Annotated in this window: 19 protein-coding genes; 4 read left to right on the top strand and 15 right to left on the bottom strand. The window is 63.5% G+C overall.

Annotated elements, in window-relative coordinates; all coding sequences use genetic code 11:
- Positions 1-5: 5 nt before the first annotated feature.
- The 13 genes from BTHE68_RS24275 to gbd form a co-directional block, all read right to left on the bottom strand.
- Positions 6-2,141, bottom strand: a complete 2,136-nt coding sequence (locus BTHE68_RS24275) for an 8-amino-7-oxononanoate synthase (protein WP_232078044.1) — start codon at positions 2,139-2,141, stop codon at positions 6-8.
- Positions 2,142-2,169: 28 nt separating this feature from the next.
- Positions 2,170-3,528: a hypothetical protein gene (locus tag BTHE68_RS24270; protein ID WP_162068831.1), complete on the bottom strand. Its 1,359-nt coding sequence runs from the start codon at positions 3,526-3,528 to the stop codon at positions 2,170-2,172.
- A gap of 19 nt (positions 3,529-3,547) precedes the next feature.
- A complete protein-coding gene (locus BTHE68_RS24265; RefSeq protein ID WP_162068830.1) occupies positions 3,548-4,486 on the bottom strand; it encodes a hypothetical protein in 939 nt (312 codons plus the stop codon).
- A gap of 278 nt (positions 4,487-4,764) precedes the next feature.
- Complete coding sequence (locus BTHE68_RS36655; protein ID WP_167390482.1) at positions 4,765-4,932, bottom strand: hypothetical protein; 168 nt, start codon at positions 4,930-4,932, stop codon at positions 4,765-4,767.
- Between the two features lie 53 nt (positions 4,933-4,985).
- Positions 4,986-5,369: a type II toxin-antitoxin system VapC family toxin gene (locus tag BTHE68_RS24260; RefSeq protein ID WP_162068829.1), complete on the bottom strand. Its 384-nt coding sequence runs from the start codon at positions 5,367-5,369 to the stop codon at positions 4,986-4,988.
- A complete protein-coding gene (locus BTHE68_RS24255) occupies positions 5,366-5,572 on the bottom strand; it encodes a type II toxin-antitoxin system VapB family antitoxin (RefSeq protein WP_162068828.1) in 207 nt (68 codons plus the stop codon). Before BTHE68_RS24255 ends, BTHE68_RS24260 begins: the two co-directional genes overlap by 4 nt.
- 83 nt (positions 5,573-5,655) lie before the next feature.
- Positions 5,656-6,606 carry an amidohydrolase family protein gene (locus tag BTHE68_RS24250; RefSeq protein ID WP_162068827.1) on the bottom strand — a complete coding sequence of 317 codons (951 nt, stop codon included), beginning with the start codon at positions 6,604-6,606 and terminating at the stop codon, positions 5,656-5,658.
- A gap of 11 nt (positions 6,607-6,617) precedes the next feature.
- Complete coding sequence (locus BTHE68_RS24245) at positions 6,618-7,544, bottom strand: amidohydrolase family protein (protein WP_162068826.1); 927 nt, start codon at positions 7,542-7,544, stop codon at positions 6,618-6,620.
- 12 nt (positions 7,545-7,556) lie between these two features.
- Complete coding sequence (locus tag BTHE68_RS24240) at positions 7,557-9,455, bottom strand: TRAP transporter large permease (protein WP_197919706.1); 1,899 nt, start codon at positions 9,453-9,455, stop codon at positions 7,557-7,559.
- Positions 9,456-9,469: 14 nt separating this feature from the next.
- Positions 9,470-10,501, bottom strand: coding sequence for a TRAP transporter substrate-binding protein (locus BTHE68_RS24235; RefSeq protein WP_162068825.1), 1,032 nt, complete (start codon positions 10,499-10,501; stop codon positions 9,470-9,472).
- Positions 10,502-10,543: 42 nt separating this feature from the next.
- A complete protein-coding gene (locus BTHE68_RS24230; protein ID WP_197919704.1) occupies positions 10,544-11,725 on the bottom strand; it encodes a CaiB/BaiF CoA transferase family protein in 1,182 nt (393 codons plus the stop codon).
- Between the two features lie 19 nt (positions 11,726-11,744).
- A complete protein-coding gene (locus BTHE68_RS24225) occupies positions 11,745-12,524 on the bottom strand; it encodes an enoyl-CoA hydratase/isomerase family protein (RefSeq protein ID WP_162068823.1) in 780 nt (259 codons plus the stop codon).
- Positions 12,525-12,536: 12 nt separating this feature from the next.
- Positions 12,537-13,676, bottom strand: a complete 1,140-nt coding sequence (gbd, locus tag BTHE68_RS24220; protein WP_162068822.1) for a 4-hydroxybutyrate dehydrogenase — start codon at positions 13,674-13,676, stop codon at positions 12,537-12,539.
- A gap of 178 nt (positions 13,677-13,854) precedes the next feature.
- Here gbd and BTHE68_RS24215 point away from each other — a divergent pair, with 178 nt between their 5' ends.
- Both BTHE68_RS24215 and BTHE68_RS24210 read left to right on the top strand, forming a co-directional pair.
- Positions 13,855-14,799 carry a LysR substrate-binding domain-containing protein gene (locus tag BTHE68_RS24215; protein WP_162068821.1) on the top strand — a complete coding sequence of 315 codons (945 nt, stop codon included), beginning with the start codon at positions 13,855-13,857 and terminating at the stop codon, positions 14,797-14,799.
- A gap of 116 nt (positions 14,800-14,915) precedes the next feature.
- A complete protein-coding gene (locus tag BTHE68_RS24210) occupies positions 14,916-15,497 on the top strand; it encodes a PPC domain-containing DNA-binding protein (RefSeq protein ID WP_162068820.1) in 582 nt (193 codons plus the stop codon).
- 4 nt (positions 15,498-15,501) lie between these two features.
- Here BTHE68_RS24210 and BTHE68_RS24205 read toward each other — a convergent pair whose 3' ends face one another.
- Positions 15,502-16,416 (bottom strand): LysR family transcriptional regulator, encoded by a 915-nt coding sequence (locus tag BTHE68_RS24205; protein WP_162068819.1) that lies wholly within the window; start codon positions 16,414-16,416, stop codon positions 15,502-15,504.
- A gap of 103 nt (positions 16,417-16,519) precedes the next feature.
- Between BTHE68_RS24205 and dkgB the strand changes: the two genes are divergently transcribed.
- Both dkgB and BTHE68_RS24195 read left to right on the top strand, forming a co-directional pair.
- Entirely contained in the window at positions 16,520-17,326 is an 807-nt protein-coding gene (gene dkgB / locus BTHE68_RS24200; RefSeq protein WP_162068818.1) for a 2,5-didehydrogluconate reductase DkgB, read from the top strand.
- Between the two features lie 117 nt (positions 17,327-17,443).
- Positions 17,444-18,643: a T6SS phospholipase effector Tle1-like catalytic domain-containing protein gene (locus tag BTHE68_RS24195; RefSeq protein WP_162068817.1), complete on the top strand. Its 1,200-nt coding sequence runs from the start codon at positions 17,444-17,446 to the stop codon at positions 18,641-18,643.
- A gap of 78 nt (positions 18,644-18,721) precedes the next feature.
- Here BTHE68_RS24195 and BTHE68_RS24190 read toward each other — a convergent pair whose 3' ends face one another.
- Complete coding sequence (locus BTHE68_RS24190) at positions 18,722-20,104, bottom strand: replication initiation protein (RefSeq protein WP_162068816.1); 1,383 nt, start codon at positions 20,102-20,104, stop codon at positions 18,722-18,724.
- Positions 20,105-20,276: the final 172 nt, after the last annotated feature.

Below are 20,276 nucleotides of genomic sequence, written 5' to 3'. Positions count from 1 at the left end.
TCGCTCTACGCCGCGAGGCTGCCGCGCCGCTCGCGCAGACGCCTCATCAGGTGGATGCCGGGCACCTGCACATCGACCGGTTCTGCGCTCACGTCCACGCCCGTCACCGCGCGATACGAGTGGATGTACGCCTGGATCTCCGGCCGGAAGAACGTGGCCCAGTTCGCGGCGTTGGCCGGATCGTTGATCGAGTTCCAGTCGCCCCAGCGGATCGACGAGACGATCTGCTCGCCCATCGTCGCGAGTTGCCAGAACTGGAACGTGTTGGTGTCGCCCCAGCCTTGCAGCTTGCGCATGCTTTCCACGGAATGCATCCACGGTTCCGGATACGCGACCATCGCGCGGCGCGGCAGATACTCGCGGAACTCGGGCCGCGCGAGCAGCCACTGCTGCATCATCATCTCGATGCGCGAGGTGGTCGGCAGATCGAGGAACTGGTTGTGCGCGCCTTCCGACAGGATCAAATGCACTTCGCGCAGCGCGTTCAGGATCGGGAAGCCGTCGGGCACGACGGTGGTGTCGTCGGCCTGCCGGAAGAACGGCACGCACAGGTTCAGGAGCGTGTGGAACGCGCCGAGGAAGCGGCTGCGATTGTCGGCGGTGCGGACTTTCGGCACCGCGCGGCCGAACAGTTGCAGGCCGTATTGATGCGCGTACTCCGCCGCGCGCCGCTCGATCGGCAGACGATGCTGCTCGTCCTGCACCCAGCCCCAGATGAGGTTGTTCAGCGGCCGCAGCGAATCGAGCTCCAGTTGCGCGAGCGGATCGCGCGGGCCGCTCGAAATATTCTGGAAACGTCGCGAGACCGCGTTCATCGTCTGCACGAGCTGAAGCTCTTCCATCCAGTAGCTCCAGATCAGCTCGATGAGCGGCGGATGCATGAGCTTGGCGGAAAAGTCGTTGTTCCACTGCGTGAGCCACAGGCACTTCTCGTTGCAGCCCATGCCGCCCTGCTCGTAGACCACCGCTTGCGCCGCCTGCGCGACCTCGCCCGCGCCGGTGCCCTGCAACTGGCTCACGATGCGTTCGAGATACGGCACGGACGGCGACTCATTCAGGTCGCGATTTTCCGTGAGATACATCTTCGCGAGGTCTTTCACGTCCATCGGGGAAAGCTTCAGCCCGAGGCGCTCGTTGGCGAGCAATCGCGCGCTGTCGTCGCCCTGCAAGAGCGTGATGACCTTGGCGGACTCCGGCCCGCCCGGCACCACCGCGCCCCACGTCACGACGAACGCCTCGGTCGCGACCTTCAGCGCCCGATAGGCGTCGGTGTCGGTGAAGGGCAGAAAGCGCCGGTGGCTCAGCCGCGACGCTTCCGGATAGAGTTGCGGCTGTTTGCCTTTCGCTTTCGGATCGGGGAAGAACAGCAGATCGAGATTGCGCGTGTAGTTGTCCCACGACAGCGTGTCCGCGTTGCGCTTGATGAGAATCCACAGCGCGACATCGGCGGTGAGCGGCAGTGTCGAGCGGCGCATCGTGACCGGCGTCACCACGCCGAACAGCGATTTGTCGTCGACGACACCGGAGCGCTCGGCGATTTCATCGCCGGCGTCGTCGTCGACCGGCAGGGCGATCTGCGTGCCCGTCTCGTCATGCACGGTCATGGCGCGATCGGGCGCGACCGCAAGGCTCGTCGATTCGGTCAGCGCCGGGTTCATCGGGTTCAGCGGGTTCAGCGGATTGCGCGTGGCCATCGCGATGGTCGGCGCGCTCGCGGCCTGCGCCGCTGCCACCGATACCGCCGCCGAGGTCGCCGGCGGCGTATGCGTGCCGGTTAGCTTCACGCTGTCGCCGCTCAGCAGATGCCCCGCGATACGCATGACGTCGGTCGGCGACGTTTGCGATGTCACGATGCCCTTGATCGCGTCGGCCAGTTGCACGAGCAGGTCGCCCGCGCTGGTTTCGCTGGTCGTCTCCGGATTCGCGAAAAGCGTGATGGTACGCACGAGCGCCGGGCCGCCCGCGACCACGCTCGCCGGGCCGGCGGCCGCATGGCTCGCGCGGCGCAGCGGCCCCTTCGCGCTGCGCTCCGTCGCGGCGAGCGTCTCGACGGGTATCTGCACGGTGAACTTGCCGGGGTTGTCGGGATCGTCCTGGTCCACTTTCAGTTGCAGCACGCCCGGGAATGGGATGGTACTCATCGTTGTTCTCCTTCAGAGAATCATGGGTTCATGCGTAAAGGGCGAATGGGTTTGCGTGCAACGGATTCGCGGGTGGCGGGATCGACGGCGGTCTTCGCTGATTGAGCGCGACGCTCAGTTGCGTACTGCCCGCGCGCCACGGCAGATAGCCCGCGAGCGCCCAGCGCTGCAGCAGTTCGGCGATCACCTTCAACTCGGTCTGCGCGGGCAGCAGACCGCTGTAGCGCGCTTGCCCGAGAACGGCGAACGAGAGCGTCGGTGTATCGGCGAGCAGTTGCTGCGGCCGGGCCTTCACGCGTTGCCAGAGTGCGAGCAGCGCGTCGGGATGACGGTCCGGCAGACTGAGCGCCGCGCCGATCGTGCGGCCGCGCAATGCCGGCGGCCGCAGCGACAGCAGCACGGCGACGAAGCGCGGAATCTCCCGCGACAGGGCATCGAAGGCGGCGCGCTGCGCGGCGCTCATCTGCATGCGCGGATAGAGCCGCTCCCACACCGCTTCGAGCGCGCTCCACTGCGGATGCGGATACAGCGCGCGGCCCATCGCGACAGAAAGCTTCACGCGTATCCACGGCGCGGGATGCGGATCGTCGAGATTGATGCGCGTGACGAACGCGCGCGGCAGGCTCACCACGCTCATCAGTCCGACGCTCGCCGCGATGCCCACGCGCGACACCGCCCACAGGTCCGCGACGATCTCTCCGATCCAGCGATCCCAGGCGCGCCAGATCGTAGGCCCCTGTGCGAAGCGCGACGGCGACGCGCGCTTGTACGTGTTGGCGAGATCGAGCAGCGCCGAGGCCTGATGGCCCACCTCGTGATACAGCGACGCCGCGATGCCCGTGCCGACCATCCGCTCGCGCGGCATGCGGATCACCGCGACGGGGTTGTCGCCGCCGCCTGGCAAGCGCGTGCGCGCGCGCCGGATCGCGCCGCCGTGACCGCGCTCCACATAGCAGATGACGGGCGGCGGCGCGACCGGCACGCCCGGCTGACGCAGCCCGTCCTGCGCGGCGACATCGAGGCCCGCGAGCCAGACGCCGGTGCCGTGCTGACTGCGCTGCGTGAGCACCTCCGCGAAGATCTCGAAGTGCGTGAGCGCGGCGTGGAAGTACAGCTTCAGGAGCGCATAGCGGCGCTGCGCGCGGGCGACGTTCGCGGGCGTGGCGGCGAGCGCGCGCAACTGCCGCAGAAATTGCGCGATGCGCTTGCGCAGTTGCTGGCGGGCCGCCTGCATGTGCCGTTCTATGGCGGACATCGCCTCGTCGCTGACGTTCGCGGCGGGGACCATCGGCATCTGCAGGGCGTACGGGAGTTGCGCGTCGAGCCGCGCCCGGATGCCGAGCGCTTCCTGTTCGAGCAGACGCAGCGCGTCGTGGCACGGGTTCATCGCGTTCGAGCCTCGCGGTTCAGTACGCCACGCGGCGCGGGCTCAGATAGAGGATGATGGCGCGCCCGTTGCGCGAACGCCGCCATTGGCCGCCCTGGGGAATCGCGGCCTGCGTATGCGTGCCGCAGCTCGGACACGGCGCGCTCGCGACGGGCGCGGCGGGCGCGACGCCGTCATAGGCGGGTGCGCTCATGCCGCCGTCGTAATACGCGCCGGATGCCATGCGCGCGACGGGATAGCGGCGGGCCGGCGCGCCGAAGATCGGCAGCGGCGCCTGACGCGCGGCCGCGATGCCGTTGCGCGAGATCGCGCGCATTGCCGGCAGCAGCCCCGGCGCGACCTGACGCGCGGCACGCAGGAACGCGATGCGCGCGGCGCGGGCGGGCGGCATCTGCTGCGGCATCGACGCGAGATGATGGGTGGCATGCTGACCGATGCGTACGAGGCGGCGCGCGACTTCGAATTCGCGGTCCTCGTTGCTGAGGCCTTCGAGTTCGAGACCGAGCGCGCTGCCCGCCATGCTCGCGAGCTTGCCGCCGATCAGACCGCCCGCGCCGGGCACGACGAAGTTGCCGAGCGCGCTGCCGACGATCGGCAGGGCGGACTTCGCGGCGGAGCGCAGGATGCCGCCGAGCGCCTTGCCTGCCGACGATTTCGCGAAGCTGGTCGCCGCGCGCCCGACGGATTTGATCAGCCCGCCGAGAAATTGCTCCATCTCCTGTTCGTTGCTGACGGCGAGTAGTTCGGCGGCGAGCTCCATCTCCTGCATTTCGCCCGAGACTTCGCTTTCGAATTCGTTCTCGAACTCGTTTTCGCCGACTTCGAACTCCGATTCGAATTCGCTTTCATTCTCGAATTCCTGAGCCATTTCCCCTGCCGCTTCGGCCGACAGTTCCTGCTCAAACTCGTTATAGCCGGGGCCCCATCCGGTGGGCCGGGAACTTCCGATATCGTGCATTTTGTCGCTCCTTTGCGCTGGTTGGCGAGACTCGAAGCTCGCACGCAGCCCTATTTGCAGGGGCCGTGCCAGTTTGAAGGGAGCAGCGAGAGCCTTGTCCCGCAAGGGTTCCAGCGATGAGTGCGAGGAGCGCGGGCGAATGGCGCTTCGTTTCGCGCGAACGGGATGGGGGTGTGTCGCGAAGGGCGCTTCGCAGGGAGAGGGGGATTGGTTGGAACCGCTGGGGGAGTTGTGTCAGGGCCCGGAACGTTGGCGTCCCGGGCCCGCCTCGTGTCAGGCTAGTGCCACTTCGCGCTCTTGTGACGATTGCGGCCGATGACGTCCCACAGTTTCTTCGCCTGCTTCTGGACCGACCTGGCGTGCTCCTCGTGGTGAGGCTCCGCGTCTCCGGCTTGCGTGACCGTGGCGCCCCGCTTCGAGCGCTTGAATATCTCGGCGAATCTCATCGCAACCTCCTTCTGCGGCAGGGACACCGCGAGAATAGTGTACGCCGGTCCGATCAATGCACGCGAGGCCGATAAGCCACGCCAAACCGCGCCGATATATCCATCAGGCGCTTATCGAGCGTCCAGATTTGCGCCCCGGGTGTCATCAACACCGAGCCCAGCAGCATCAGGTCGACCAGTCCGCAGCCGAGCCCGTAAAGCGCTTCGCGCTCAATGAACGCCATCACCTCTTCAACGCTGATCTGCTGAGCCTGCCGCAACAGGCCAATATCGCTCAACGTCCGCACGCGCGGCCCGGGCGGTGTCCCGCAGGCCAGCTCGCCTATCACCATCGGATGCGTCAACGCCCGATCCCACTCGATCAGTTCGACCAGTGCAGCATTGCGATGACGGAAGTGATCCACCCACACCGATGTATCGATCAGCACACTCGTCATGACCCGTCCGACTCGTCACGACGACGCGCAATATCACCCATCTCCGGCGCGCTCCCGCCCAATGCTGCAAGCCGCTTCGCCGCCTGCACCCGCACGAATGTCTTGATCGCTTCCCGAAAGAGATCGGATTTGTCCATTTCCGGATCAGCCACCTCCAGCGCTTTTGCGTAAAGCGCATCGTCCAGCGTCACGGTCGTACGCACGGCATTTCTCCAAGATTATCCAATTGATGCAGTTTAGCATCAATTCAAGCATCTCGGCACGTCCTCTCGCGCGCTGCGGTCGCTCAGATCCCATACACCCGCGCGGTATTGTCATGAAACAACCGCAAGCGATCCTCGACCGAATACCCCCGCACGATCTGCTTGAAACCATCGAAGATATCGGTCATGCGATCCACCACGCCGTCCACCGGATAGTTGCTCGCGAACGAGCAACGCTGCGTGCCGAACACATCGATCGCGTCGCGCACGACCGGCCCGTTCACCTCCACGCTCCAGCGCTCGCCGGGAATGCAGATTCCTGAAATCTTCAGGTGCACATTGGGTTCCCGCGCGACCTTTTCGAGCGCCCTGCGCCACGCGCTCAAGCCTTCTTCCGATCGATCCGCGGGCAGCCCGCCATGATTGATGACGATCTGCGTGAATGGAAAATCACGCGCCAGTTCCGCGGCCTCGTTGAAATGCCACCAGAAAACCTGCAACTCGAAAAGCAGGCCATGCGCGTGCAACTTCGTGTAACCGTCACGCCATTTCGGATCGCGCATCGATCCCGGCGCCGCGAAGCCGTCCGTGTGCTCGGCGCGCGCCACGGCGGCCGGCTTGTGCCGAATGCCTTTGACCAGCGGATGACGGCCATAGACGCCGAGGACTTCATCGACGTCTTCACGATCGAGCCACGCCTGGCCGCTCATCGCGTGCGGAAAGCCGTGTTCGCGCCGCAGCGATTCGACCCAGCGCAATTCGCCCAGCGGATCGGCCGGATTCCATTCGCCTTCGATCAGCACCGTCTTCACGATCCTGTGATGCCCCGCCGCGCGAAAATAATCGTCGGGCAAAAAGGTGCGGCGGATGCTGTCGTAATTGCCGTAGCGGAAGTTCTTCACCGGCTTGTCGGCAAGCCACGGATAGTAATTGCGCTCGACATCGAAGAAATGTTGATGCGCATCGGCGATAGGCAAATCATCGTCCGCGCCGGTTTCGAGGAAGCGGCGGCGAAGTTCCATTGCATCTGACATGAGCGATATCCCTAAACCTTCATGCGATAAAACCGCAGCGCGTTGCGGTAGAAAATCTTTTCCGACGCATCGCGTCCGAGCGGTTCGAGCATCGTTCTCATGCTGTCGACGAGCACGTCATAACTCACCCTCAATCCCGCGACGGGAAAGTTGCTGGCGAACATGCAACGATCGACGCCGAAGATCGAGACCGCATCGAGGACGATCCGGCGATTGTCGTCGTAGTTCCAAGGCGCATCTTTCAGGCCGAATTCCGAGAGCTTCACGAACACGTTCGACTGTCTCGCGAGCCGTTCCATGCCGCGTCGCCAGCGCGCGAGACCTTCATCGCTCCGGTCCCACGGAAAGCCCGTGTGATTCAACGCGATCTTCGTGTTCGGGAACGCGCTCGCCACGTCGGCGGCGTCGGCGAGATGCCAGGGCGGCACGCGCAAGTCCCACGAAAAGCCGAACTTGTCGAGCAACGCAAAGCCTCGCAGCCACGCCGGGTCCCGCATCGTGCCGCGCCGATCGTCGAGCGGCGTATCAGGACGAGGCGACGTCACCGGCTTGGAGCGAATGCCGCGCACGAGCGGATACGCGGCGTGTTGCGCGAGAATCTCCTCGGTGTCGGGCCGATCGAACCACGCATGTGCGATCACGGCGTTCGGAAAGCCGGCTCTGTCATGCACTTCGTGGAGCCAGCGCGTCTCGGCGACCTGTTCGTCGCGGGCACGTTCGGCTTCGACATGCACCGTGCCGATCACCGGTTGCGCGCCGACCGTCGCGAGATAGTCCTCCGCAAGAAAGTCGCGGCAGATGCCACGGTAATCGCCGAGGAAGAATGCGTCGTGGTAATCGTCCTGCAACCACGGATAACGTCCCGTCGCAAGATCCCAGAGATGATGATGTGCATCGATGATCGGAATCTGGTCCGGCCCAATGTCTTTCATGTGCATGATATGGGTCGATCAATGGTCCGGGAGAAAGCCGGTCGATACCCACGGCACGGCGACGAGCACGAGCAGCGCAACCGCGAGCGCTCCGAGATACGGCCACACGCGTTTCATCGCGCCGTCCGGATCGACCTTCGCAATCGCGCAGGCCGCATAGAAGCCCACGCCGAAGGGCGGCGCGAAAAGCCCGAGGCCCATCGCGAAGATGGCGACCATCGCGTAGTGGACGTCGTTGATGCCGAGCGAGCGCGCCACCGGGAACAGCAGCGGGCCGAACAGCACGATCGCGGGAATGCCTTCGAGGAAGCTGCCGAGCAGCACGAACGCCAGCGCCGATATCAGCAGAAAGCCCATCGAACCGCCGGGCGCTGTCGACATCAACAGCGCAAGCTCGCGCGAGAAGCCCGACTGCGTCAAGGCCCAGGCCATCGCGGTCGCACAGCCGATGATGATCAGAATCGCGCCCGATAGCGAAGCCGTGCCGACGATGATCGGATAGAGTCGGCTCCACTTGAACGAGCGATAGAAGATCAGACCGACCACGAACGTATAGGCGACGCCGACCGATGCGACTTCGGTTGCCGTGGCGATCCCCTCGACGACCGCCGCGCGAATCACGAACGGCAGCGCCAGCGCGGGCAGCGCGAACAGAAATGCCCGGCCGACTTCACGCGGCTTCGCGCGCGCGACTTCCTTCAGCTCGCGCTTGCGGTTCTTCATCCAGATGACGGCGATCATCGCGAGCGCGCCCACGACGGCCGGCATGAAGCCGCCCGTGAACAAAGCGGAGATCGATACGCCCGTCACCGAGCCGATGGTGATCAGCACGAGACTCGGCGGAATGGTCTCCGACATCGCGCCCGATGCGCTCAGCATCGCGACCAGCTCGTTTTCATCCTCGCCGCGTTTCTTCATCTCGGGAAAAAGCGCCGGCGCGACGGCGGCCATATCCGCAGCCTTGGACCCCGAAATGCCGCTGACCAGATAGATCGCGCCGATCAGCACGTACGAGAGCCCGCCCTTGAAATGCCCGATCAGCGACGCGAGAAAGCGGATCATCGCCTGCGCCATGCCCATCGCTTCGATGAGCGCGCCGAGGAACACGAACAGCGGAATCGCGAGCAGGATCAGACTCGACATGCCTTCGTCGATGCGGCCCATCACGACGAGCATGGGTGTCGCCGTCACCGTACTGAGATACGCGACGGTCGACAGCCCGAACGCCACCATGATCGGCACGCCGATCACCACCATGAACACGACAGCCACGACGAAGAAGATGACGAGGTTCCAGTTGCCCAGCGCGGTCATCGCGACCTTGAAGGTCATCAGCGCGGCCGCGACGCCGCCGACCGCGAGCGCCGAGATCACGAAGTGCAACGCACGCGCCTGCTCCATGAGACGAGCGACGGAAATCGCGAGCATCAGCGTGAGACCGACCGCGAGCGCCGCGACACGATAACCGTTGGAGATTTCCAGCGCCGCGCTCGTGATCGCCCATTCTTCCGACACGTACTCCCACGCAGGCGACAACAGCATCATGATGAACGCGATGACGATCACCGCGCCGAAGGTATCGACGAATGCGCGCCTCGCGGGTTGCAGATGCGCGATGAACGTCGTGAGCCGCATGTGCTCGTTGCGCCGCAACGCGATCACCGTGCCCAGCATCGCGAGCCAGATGAAGAGCAGTGTCGCGAGCTCGTCGCCCCAGATCAGCGGATCGTGCAGCACGTATCGACAGAACACGTTGGCAAACAGCAGCACCACCTCGGCCACGACCAGCGCCGCGGCGCAGAGTTCGGTCGACCAGCGGATGCAGGCATCGAGAATGTGGCCCGCTCTTGCAACTGGCCCTAGCGGCTTGCTCGCGCTCGCCACAGGCATGGCCCCCAAAGAAACGTCAGTGCTCATGATCCGCTCCTTGCTCACGAAAGCTGCCCGGAATACTTCTCGAGCAGCGTCCACGCCGCATCGCCGTATTTCTTCTTCCACTCGGCGTAGAAGCCCTTTTGCTGCAGGTCGGTGCGGAACGCCTGCTGATCGACCTTGTTAAACGTGACGCCCTTGGACGTGAGCATCGGCTCGAGACTCTGGTTGAGGCGGATGACTTCCTCGCGTTGCTTCATCGCCGCTTCATTGATGTTGCGCGCGACGATGTCCTGCACGTCTTTCGGCAACTTCGGCCAGGTCTTGCCGCTCGCGAGCAGCCAGAAGCCATTCCAGATATGACCCGTCAGCGAGCAGTACTTCTGCACCTCGTAGAAGCGCGCCGACTGCACCACGACGAGCGGATTCTCCTGGCCTTCGACGACTTTCGTCTGCAGCGCGGAGTACGTCTCGTTGATGCTGATGCCGGTGGGCGCCGCGCCGAAGGTCTTGAACATCGAAGTCCATAGCGGGCTGACCAGCACGCGGATCTTGAAGCCCTTCAGGTCGGCGGGCGTCCTGATGGGCCGCGTCGAACTCGTGATCTGCCGGAAGCCGTTGTTCCACACCTTGTCCATCGCGATGAGGCCGGTCTTTGCCGCCTCGGCGCGCACGTGCCGGCCGAGATCGCCGTCCATCGCGGCCCACACGGCGTCGTAGTCCTTGAAGGCGAAAGGCACGCTTTCGATCGACGCAACCGGTACGAGCGTCGAAAGAATCGCGCCGGGCAGCGGAATGAAATCGACGCCGCCCGCGCGGACTTGCGAGAGCATGTCGGTGTCGCCGCCCATCTGCGCGTTCGCGAAGACCTGAAGATCGACGCGGCCGTTCGTCTCCTTTTTGATCGCGGCAGAGGCCTCGCGCATGTGTGCGTTGAGCGGATGACTATCCGGCAGGCTGCTCGCATATTTGAGGACGATGGGCGCGGCCTGCGCGAATGTGCGGCTCGGCAGGCTCACGCCCGTTGCCGTGGCGGCCACGGCAAGTCCCGCCGTCGTCAGGAAATCCCGACGCGTGATGATTCGACTCATGTTTGTCTCCTGAACTCTGTCATGCGCGATGGATCGCGTCTGTTATTGCGCCAAGGCCACGACTGCCTTCTCTTCGATCAGCCGATCGACTTGCGCCGCCGAATAGCCCGACTCCCTCAATACTTCTCTCGTGTGCTGACCGAGCAGCGGTGCGGGACGGCTTCCGGAACGCTTCGCATCGGAGAAGTGAATCGGCAGACCGAGGCCTCGGACCTTGCCGGCCAGCGGATGATCGGTCTCGACGACCATCCCGCGCGCGATCGTCTGCGGATGCGCGAGCGCCGCGGCGATATCGAGCACCGGGCCCGCGGGCAGACCGATGCGGTCGAACTGCGCCATCCATTCATCCGTGCTTCGGCGCACCAGCAGTTCGTTGAGGATCGCGACGAGCGCCTCGCGATGCTCGAGCCGCAGCGCGTTCGTCGTGAAGCGCGGGTCGCTCGCGAGTTCCGGCGCATCGAGCACGTCGAGCAGCCGTTCGTAGTTGCTCTGATTGGCCGCGCCGATGTTGATCCAGCCATCGCTCGTCTTGAAGACCTGATACGGCGCGCTCGTCGAATTGGCGGACCCCATCTTCGGCAGAATGGTGCCGTCCGCGAGATAGCTCGCCGCTGGCCAGAACATCTGCTGCAGGCCCGCTTCGAAGAGCGATGTGTCGACCATCTGCCCGCGCCCGGTGCGCAGCTTCTGCGCGTACGCCGCCGCGATGCCGAGCGCCGCGAGAATGCCCGAGTTGATGTCGGCCACGGGCGAGCCGGCCTTGACGGGCTCGCGTCCCTCTTCGCCCGTCATGCTCATCATGCCGCTCATGCCTTGCGCAATGAGGTCGAAACCGCCCTTCTCGCCGAACGGACCGGTGCGGCCGAAACCCGAAATCGCGCAGTAGATCAGCCCCGGGTTGAGTTCCTTGAGCGTGTCATAGCCGAGGCCGAATTTCTCCATCGTTCCGGCGCGATAGTTCTCGGTGACCACATCCGCGTCCGCCAGCAGGCGCTTGAGGACTTCGCGGCCGCCTTCACTCTTCAGATTGAGGCCGATGCCGCGCTTGTTGCGATTGACGATCATGAACGACGCGGATTCGCCGCTCGGCAGAATCGGCGAGAAGCGGCGCGAATCGTCGCCGTCGGGCACTTTCTCGACCTTGACCACATCCGCGCCCATGTCGGCGAGCATCATGCCGCACACCGGGCCGGACATGATGTGCGCGAGTTCAACCACTTTCATCCCACTCAGCGGACCCATTTCACTTTCCCTTGAAGACTGGCTTCTGTTTTGCATTGAATGCTTCCGCGCCGATGCGAAAATCCTCGGTGTCGAAGCAATCGAAGGCGGATTCGATATCGGCGGCGGATAGTGCGGGCGATCGCGTCAGCGTGTTCGCAGCTTGCTTGTGCCAGCGTGCGACGAACGGCGCGCCGCGCGCGATGCGCCGTGCGGTGGCAATGGTTTCTTCCTCGACGGCATCGTCGGCGACGACGCGCGATGTCAGTCCTTTCGCGAGCGCTTCTTGCGCATTGAAGATGCGTCCTTCGAGCACGATCTCCATCGCGACCGGACGGCCCGCGAGACGAATCAGCGCGCCGAGTTCGGCAAAGGACATCGTGAGGCCGAGCTGTCCGACAGGCGCGCCGAAACGGCTCGATTCGCCGCAGATGCGGATATCGCAGAGCGACGCGATCTCGAGCCCGCCGCCGACGCACACGCCGTGAATCATGGCGACGACCGGATGACGGCATTGCTCGATCGCCTCCATTGCGGCTGTCGTGATCGCGGCATAGGCGCGCGCCTGCTCGCGATTCGAGCGAAGCGTGGCGAACTCGCCGATGTCCGCGCCCGCCGCGAACGCTTTCGATCCGGCGCCGCGCAGCACGACGCATCGAACGCCGTCATCGTCCGACAGACGATTCATCGCCGCGCCGAGATCGCGCCACATCGAGAGCGTGAGCGCGTTCATCTTCGCGGGGTTGTCGAGCGAAACGACGGCGATATCGCCGTCCCGCTCGATGGTCAGCATGTCTCCCATGTCTTCCTCTGGTCAGAACGATGCTTCGAGCATCGCGTGATAGTCGACGTCCGATGCATCGCGCGGATTGGTCTTGTGGCTGTGATCCTTCAACGCGCCCTTCACGATGTCGGAGAACATCTCGCGCGTCACGCCGACGCCGGATAGCGTCGTGGGCAGGCCGAGGCGGCTCGTCATCTCCCTGATCGAAGGCCCGACGTGCGCGGGATTCTCCAGTCCCATCGCCTGCGCGAGCCGTGCGAGCTTGCCTTCTTCCTGAACCGTCGGCGCATCCTGATTGAACGCGATCACGGCAGGCAGAAAGATCGCGTTGAGCGTTCCGTGATGCAGACGCGGATTGATGCCGCCGAGCGAATGACTGAGGCTGTGCACGCATCCCAGGCCCTTCTGGAACGCGAGCGCGCCCTGCATCGATGCGCTCATCATGTTCATGCGCGCCACTTTGTCGTCGGGATGCGTCGTGGCGCGCTCGATGTGACGCCACGCGCGCCACAGGCCGTCGAGTGCGATGCCGTCCGCCGCGGGATTGAACGCGGGCGCCATGAACGTCTCGATGCAATGCGCGATCGCGTCCATGCCGGTCGCGGCCGTCATCGTCGCGGGCAATATCAGTGTGAGTTCGGGATCGCAGATGGCGGACTTCGGCACCACGAAGGGCGATATCACGCCGACCTTTCTGCCGTCGTCGAGAATCAGGATCGCGCCGCGTCCGACTTCGCTGCCGGTGCCGGCAGTCGTGGGAATCGCGATCACGGGCGCGGTGGCCGACGTGATGCGCGTAGCGCCGCCTTCGATCACGGCAAAGCTCTGCAACGGGCCGTCGTGCCTCGCGCATACGGCGACGCCTTTCGCTAGATCGATCGACGAGCCGCCGCCCACCGCGATGATTCCGTCGCATCGCCGATCGGCGAACACGGCGACCGCTTCGCGCACCGCCGCTTCGTTTGGATTGGGCGGCGTGCCGTCATAGACCGGCGCGTCGTGATCCGCGCCCAGCGCGGACAGCACCTTGTCGACGATGCCGGCCGCCCTGATGCCGCGATCCGTCACGATCAGCGGACGGCGGATCCCGACGCGTTCGCATTCGCTCTTCAGAAGCCGCAAGGCGCCGAACTCGAACTGTATCTGCGTGATGTAATTGATGAGGGCCATGTTGATCGACAGTTATAGGTACATAAAAACCCGAATAGAAGGAACCCTTATCGATGCGGGTTAACGTTAGGCCAGAAGCTTTGTACGATGCGGGTTTGATGCGGCAGTATAGGCAGCGGCCGAAACGGCCGGAATTGACAATAATGAATAGCGGTATAACTATTCCTCAACTCGCTTCATGACTCCTTCCCTCAACTCGATCATTTCCCGGCTGCATCTGAAGCAGTTGCGTCTGCTCATCGCGCTGGCCGATCATGGCTCGCTGCTCAGCGCGGCCAAGCAGGTTTCGCTCACTCAGCCGGGCGCGAGCAAGGCGTTGCACGAGATCGAAACGACCTTCGGGACGGCGCTTTTCAACCGGACGAGCCGCGGACTCGAACCGAACGACATCGGGCACTGCGTGATTCGTTATGCGCGGCTCATTCATACCGATGTCGCGCATCTGCGCGAGGAAATCGTCGGCATCATGCGAGGACATGGCGGACGTGTGTCGGTGGGCGTCATCATGGGTGCGGTGCCGCGCGTGATCGAAGCGATTTCGTCGCTGGTCACGCGGCATGCGGAGATGTCGGTGGAGATCGTCGAAGATACGAGCGCCGCGTTGCTGAGTCTCATCGATGCGGGACGGCTCGATCTCGCCGTGTGCCGCACGACCATCAGCCAGACGCCGTTTCTGTATGACAGCGTCAACCTGCAGGACGAGACGCTTGCCGTCATCGCGAACCTGAGTCATCCGTTTCAGAACGCGCGCAAGCTGCATCTGAAGGATCTCGTGGATGTGCGATGGGTCGTCTATCGCGCCAACATGCCGATGCGCATGCTGCTCGAACGCGAATTCCGCGAGGCCGAAATCCGCTTTCCTCGACATCTCGTCGAGACGACGTCGGCCTTTGCCACGCTTTCTCTGTTGCAAAGCAATCCGACTTTCGTCGCGCTCGTCTCCGTCGATGTCGCGGAATTCTTCACCCGCCACGGCATGACGGGCATGCTGCCGCTCAGGCTTTCATCGAAGAGCGAGCCTTATGAACTGGTCACGCGACGAGGCGCGCCGATATCCGCGGGCGCACGTCTGCTCATGGAAGAACTGCTTGCGCAGCACGATCAGGCGGAAGACGTCTCGTGAGTCATGAGCGCGGGTTATAGCCCTAGTCGCAGCTCTCAGTATTCCGTCGTGAACGTCTTGTCTACACTCCGCCGCAGCCGAATCGACTCGGCAACGACATCAACGGAGACAGCTTCATGGACGAGACTTATCTGCGCAGGCACTTCTTCAAGAACATCGCGGCGCTGTCGGCCGGGGCGCTCGCAACATCCATCATTCCGGGTGGCGTGTCGGCGCAAACGCAGTCGCCGGCGGAGTGCGAAGCGGGCGTGATCGCCGCTGGCGGCCCCGACGTGCAACGCAGATACATCAGGACACCGACGGGTTATTTCATGGTGCTGCGCATGGGCGACAACGTCTTCGAGCATCTGACAACGTTCGCGCTGGCGGAGAACATTCCGGCGGCGTCGGTGACGGGCATCGGCTTCGGACATCCGACGTTCGGCTTCTGGAACGCGGCGAAGAAGGACTTCGATGCGAAGACCTTTCGCAATGTCGAGATGGGCAGCCTCGCCGGTTCGGTCGCGTGGAAGGAAGGCAAGCCGTCGATCCATATTCACGGCATTGCGGGCGACAGCAACTTCAACGCCTACGGCGGCCATCTGCTGAATCTCGAAGTGGGCACCGGCTCGATGGAACTCACGCTCGTCATTCATCAGAAGCGGCTCGAGCGCGCGGTCGATCCGTGCATCGGCGCCAATGTGCTGGGTATTGGCTGACGCTTCAGCGATGTCCCGTCAGCGCGAACTCAGTGGTCTTCACGGCGTCCGCCAGAAAGTCGACGAACGACGCGATGCGCGCGGAGATCGCCGTGTTGCGATAGTAGACCGCGTTGATCGGCTGCCGCACTTCCTGCGTGTGACGCGCGAGAATCTGCACGAGTCTGCCCTCGCGCCGATCGCGCAAGGTCATGAAGTCCGACAGGCACACGATGCCCGCGCTTTCGAGCGCGAGATGCCGCAAGGTCTCGCCGCTCGATGACGCAATGTTCGGCGTGATCCGATAAGGCTCGTTGTCCGGGCCTGACAGCGGCCAGACATTGAGCGACTCCGGCTGCGTGAAGCCGAGCAGCGAGTGATTCGCGAGTTCGTCCACGCGCTTCGGAAGGCCGTGCGCCTGAAGATAGTTTGGCGTGGCGAGCACGCGAATGCGGCTGCTGCCGATCGAACGGCTGTGCAGCGTCGAATCCTTCAGCCTGCCGATGCGGATCGCGACATCGGTGCGACGCTCCAGCAGATCGATCACGCCTTCGTTGCTGTTCAGCTCCAGCTCGACGTGCGGATAGCGCTCCCGATAACCCGCGACCAGCGGCACGATCACGTGCAGCATGAAGGGCGTCGCGGCATCGACGCGCAACAGTCCCGAAGGCCGCTCGCGGCGCGCGGCGATCTGTTCCTCCGCGCTTTCCACCGCGTCGATGATCTCGCGCGCGTGCTGCAGAAAGCTCCTGCCCTCCTCCGTCAGTTCCAGACGCCGCGTGGTCCTGCGCAATAACGTGGTCTGCAGCTTTTCTTCGAGGCGTCCGAGCGTGCGGCTCGCGCCCGACACCGTCTGATCCAGTTGCTCGGCCGCGGCCGTGATGGAACCCGTGTCGACTACCGTCGCGAAGGTATGAAGCTCGTCGAGAGTGACTTTCATCGTTGATTTTTATTCAAGAGTCTTTCATTTATAGACCGGTTTTTGCGCAAAATTAAAGTCGGCATACTGCGTTCATCCATTCATCAACCGGAGAACGCATCCCATGAATCCGATTCCCGCTTTCGGTCTCGGCACTTTCCGCCTGAAAGACCAGATCGTCATGGAATCCGTGCGCAACGGTCTCGAACTCGGTTATGGCGCCATCGACACCGCGCAAATTTACGGTAACGAGGGCGAAGTCGGCGCGGCGATCGCCGCGTCGGGCGTGCCCCGCTCCGACATCTTTCTGACGACGAAAATCTGGACCGACAACTACGCGCGCAACAAGCTCGTGCCGAGCCTGAAAGACAGTCTCACGAAGCTGCGTGTCGATGAAGTCGATCTGACGCTGATCCACTGGCCCGCGCCGAACAACGGCGTGCCACTCGACGAATTCATGAGCGCGCTCGCCGAAGCGAAGGCGCAGGGTCTCACGAGGCAGATCGGCATTTCCAACTTCAACATCGAATTGACGAAGCAGGCGATCGAAGTCGTCGGCCGCGAGCACATCGCGACCAATCAGATCGAGCTGAGCCCGTATCTGCAGAATCGCAAACTCGTCGATTTCCTGCGCGAACAGGGCATTCAGGTCACCTCGTATATGACGCTCGCGTACGGCAAGGTGCTGAAGGACCCGGTCATCGGCGAGATCGCGAAGCGGCATCACGCGACGCCCGCGCAAGTGGCGCTCGCCTGGGCGCTGCGGCTTGGCTATGCGGTGATTCCGTCGTCGACGAAACGCGAAAACCTCGCGAGCAATCTGCTCTCGCAGCAGCTCAAACTGACCGCCGAAGACATGGCGCAGATCGCGGAGCTCGAACGCAATGGCCGTGAAGTGAGCCCGGAAGGTCTTGCGCCCGCGTGGGACTGAACGGCCAGTCGGGATAGGCTGTTTCGGCCAAAGCGTCGCCCGTGCGGGCCGCGCAGCTTGCTGAGTTGCAGCCGAGAGGCTAAGACTTATTGAGTGCGAGGCAAAGGACGGGCCATCATGAGCAAGAACATCGTTTTCTGCGCGGACGGAACCTGGAACGGTCCGAACTCCGACCACGACAAGGATGGCATTCCAGACCCGACCAACGTATTCAAAGCGTTTCTTTTGCTGTCCGGTGAGCCGGACCCCGCTTCGACGCTCCTCGCCTCGGAACAGGAGATCGCGGAGCCGGGCCCCGATGGACAGGTCGCCAAGTATCTGCACGGCGTCGGCGATTCGCGCAATGTCATCACGAAGCTGGTGGGCGGCGCTTTCGGCGACGGGATCATCGCGCGTATCGTGCGCGGCTATACGTACGTGTCGCGCAACTACAGGCCGGGCGATCGCATCATCCTGACGGGGTTTAGCCGCGGCGCGTACACGGCGCGCGCGCTCGGCGGCATGATCGCGAACGTCGGCCTGCTCGATACCAGCCGCTACGACGTAGAGGACAAGGCGCTTGCCTATCGGATGGGCATTCTTGCGTGGCGGAAGTATCGCGAGGCGCGGCCGCCGGCGCGCGATACCGGCGGTCGTCTGAAGGGTCTGCTCGAGAAGATCGTCAATTTCACGCCGGCGCTCGCGCTCACGAGACTGCAGCCGGAGGACACCGTGCCCGTCGATGAGATTCGGGCGATCGGCGTATGGGACACGGTCGGCGCGCTCGGCATCCCGCTCTATCTGGACGATGAAGACTCGAGCGTCGATCTGTTTCGCTTCGCCGACACGGCGCTCAGTCCGAAGGTGAAGTTCGGCATCCACGCGATCAGCCTCGATGAGCAACGTGGCGATTTCACCCCGACGCTCTGGGACAGCCGCGACGGCATCAGGCAGGTGCTGTTCGCGGGCGCTCACGCGGACGTGGGAGGAGGTTATCCGAGCGGCGAATCGGGCCTTTCCGATATCGCGTGTGAATGGATGCTGAATCGCCTGGCCGATCCGGCCATCGGCGTGCGGCTCAAGCAGCAGCCGTGGTCGCTGAAGCCCGATTTCCTCGGCGAGTCGCATTCGCCCTGGAAACAAGCGCCCTTCTTGCTGCGTCCATCCGGCCCGCGTGGTCCGTTCGCGTTTCCGCAGGATATCGGCGCGCATGTTTCCGTCGCGCAGCGCTTGGGACTTGTTTCGGTAGCCGGCAGGCCCGTGCCGATGCCCAATCCCTATCTGCCTGCCGTACTCGGGACGGCCTTCACGACACACACGAACTGGGTGACGGCCTGAGGGAAACGTCTTCAGCCTGTCTGTATAACGGCGTGGGTCGAACTAGACAGTTAGTTGCGCGTCGTTTCCGGGGTTGCCTTATTGACCCCGGCCCTTGGCGGATCGAGTCTTTTGAAAGACGTAGCCGGAGAAACCGTCTCTCAGATCCGGATACTTCTGGATCATGGCTTCGACGAGTTCGCCCGATGGATCGATGCCCAACCTGCGCAGTGTCAGTTTTCCGCCGGGGCTCGTCCGGTAGGTGCGTCGCCAGTCGTCGCGCTGTCGTGGCACTGCCGCTTCGTATTCTTCCCAGCCACGACGAACTTCGTCGACGATCCGGTTCTGGGCATTGACGTCCTGCGCGGCCACCTGCAAGGCGAAGCGCGTTTCGGACTGCTGTTTCGCCTCGGTTTCTCGTCGATCGGTCAGCGCCAGGTCTTCCTGGATCTGCACCATCTGACGCTCGGCATCGGAGACGATCCATCCTTCCTTCAGGGCCTTCATGAAGAAGCCCGCGGGACTCTTCGACACCTTGCCCAACTTCAGGCTGAAGCGCGTGCGTTCGACCGCCTGCTCGAGACGTTGATCGGTGTAGGTTTCGCGGTCGGAGGCGATCTGATTGAATTGGGCGCTGGAGAGGCCGATTTCCTGCTTCAACGTCTGATAGAGCGCCTGCGCGTGCTCGTGTGTATGGAGCAGGCGCTCGGCCATCTCCTTGCGCTCGACGCGAAAGCGCATCCGTCCGATCTTCCGGGAGCCCGGTTCGTTGCGTGTTTCGTACGACAGCGACAGATCGGAGACGTCGTTGATCTGGTCCACAGCAGGCGCGAGCCAGTCCCGCTTGAAATACTTGAACTCCTGCGCCTTCGCGCCCATCGTGCCTTGCCAGGCCCGCAATTCGTCGAGCGTGAACCAGTCCGTCATGCCGTCGCCGGCGTAGGGAAGAAGATGGTCGTACATCACGCGCGCATAGCTGAGCGTGAAGAGAGAGGTAATGCGAAGGCTCAGCCAGTGAGACTTGCCGGGGCCGCGGATGATGCCGATCAAATCCGGAGGCACACGGAACTGAAACCGGCCTCCCACGTACGAGATACGGCCGATCAGCTGAACCGACCCGAACGGTTTGGAGCCGTCGACATCGGCTTCGGCCGTGGCCTGAATCAGCGCCCGCTGCGCCTCGGTAATCACCTGTTCGAGGTGCGCGTTGTTCCGGCTCGAGTAGCGCATGAGCCACTTGAAGTAATCGAGCTCGACGTCATACAGGTCGTGTATCTTTTCCTCCTGCGCGACGATGAAGTACGCCGCGTCGATGAGGCGTCGAGCCGCCACGCCGAGATCGACGATACGGATCAGAACGTTCTTTCGCGAAAATCCGATGTCCGTGCGAGCAGAATCGACGGGCAAGCCTTCCGCGTTTGCATCGTCGAATAGCGCCAGCGCCAGTTGTCTGGACGTGGCTACCTGCCCTCCTGTCGTCATTCCTTCTCCCGATTCGGCGCCGCAGTTCGTGTTATCGAGCGGTACGGTACCGGGCACAAGGTGAGCTGTCAACACACATCACCTCACCTTCTCGAGGCCGTGACACAGGAAACCTCACTTTGGTCAACGGGACATCACAAATTCCCTCACCGCTGAGGCGTAAACATCTCAC

Origin of the sequence: Burkholderia sp. THE68 (assembly GCF_009938265.1) — a bacterium.
GTDB lineage: Bacteria > Pseudomonadota > Gammaproteobacteria > Burkholderiales > Burkholderiaceae > Caballeronia.
The sequence above is the reverse complement of the archived record's forward strand: the minus strand, read 5'-3'. Positions and strand labels throughout refer to the sequence as shown.

Bases quoted from the DNA above. Each gene is read 5' to 3' on its own strand.
- BTHE68_RS24275 (WP_232078044.1), bottom strand. From the start codon at position 2,141: ATGAGTACCATCCCATTCCCGGGCGTGCTGCAACTGAAAGTGGACCAG.
- BTHE68_RS24270 (WP_162068831.1), bottom strand. From the start codon at position 3,528: ATGAACCCGTGCCACGACGCGCTGCGTCTGCTCGAACAGGAAGCGCTC.
- BTHE68_RS24265 (WP_162068830.1), bottom strand. From the start codon at position 4,486: ATGCACGATATCGGAAGTTCCCGGCCCACCGGATGGGGCCCCGGCTAT.
- BTHE68_RS36655 (WP_167390482.1), bottom strand. From the start codon at position 4,932: ATGAGATTCGCCGAGATATTCAAGCGCTCGAAGCGGGGCGCCACGGTC.
- BTHE68_RS24260 (WP_162068829.1), bottom strand. From the start codon at position 5,369: ATGACGAGTGTGCTGATCGATACATCGGTGTGGGTGGATCACTTCCGT.
- BTHE68_RS24250 (WP_162068827.1), bottom strand. From the start codon at position 6,606: ATGTCAGATGCAATGGAACTTCGCCGCCGCTTCCTCGAAACCGGCGCG.
- BTHE68_RS24245 (WP_162068826.1), bottom strand. From the start codon at position 7,544: ATGCACATGAAAGACATTGGGCCGGACCAGATTCCGATCATCGATGCA.
- BTHE68_RS24240 (WP_197919706.1), bottom strand. From the start codon at position 9,455: ATGAGCACTGACGTTTCTTTGGGGGCCATGCCTGTGGCGAGCGCGAGC.
- BTHE68_RS24235 (WP_162068825.1), bottom strand. From the start codon at position 10,501: ATGAGTCGAATCATCACGCGTCGGGATTTCCTGACGACGGCGGGACTT.
- BTHE68_RS24230 (WP_197919704.1), bottom strand. From the start codon at position 11,725: ATGAAAGTGGTTGAACTCGCGCACATCATGTCCGGCCCGGTGTGCGGC.
- BTHE68_RS24225 (WP_162068823.1), bottom strand. From the start codon at position 12,524: ATGGGAGACATGCTGACCATCGAGCGGGACGGCGATATCGCCGTCGTT.
- gbd (WP_162068822.1), bottom strand. From the start codon at position 13,676: ATGGCCCTCATCAATTACATCACGCAGATACAGTTCGAGTTCGGCGCC.
- BTHE68_RS24215 (WP_162068821.1), top strand. From the start codon at position 13,855: ATGACTCCTTCCCTCAACTCGATCATTTCCCGGCTGCATCTGAAGCAG.
- BTHE68_RS24210 (WP_162068820.1), top strand. From the start codon at position 14,916: ATGGACGAGACTTATCTGCGCAGGCACTTCTTCAAGAACATCGCGGCG.
- BTHE68_RS24205 (WP_162068819.1), bottom strand. From the start codon at position 16,416: ATGAAAGTCACTCTCGACGAGCTTCATACCTTCGCGACGGTAGTCGAC.
- dkgB (WP_162068818.1), top strand. From the start codon at position 16,520: ATGAATCCGATTCCCGCTTTCGGTCTCGGCACTTTCCGCCTGAAAGAC.
- BTHE68_RS24195 (WP_162068817.1), top strand. From the start codon at position 17,444: ATGAGCAAGAACATCGTTTTCTGCGCGGACGGAACCTGGAACGGTCCG.
- BTHE68_RS24190 (WP_162068816.1), bottom strand. From the start codon at position 20,104: ATGACGACAGGAGGGCAGGTAGCCACGTCCAGACAACTGGCGCTGGCG.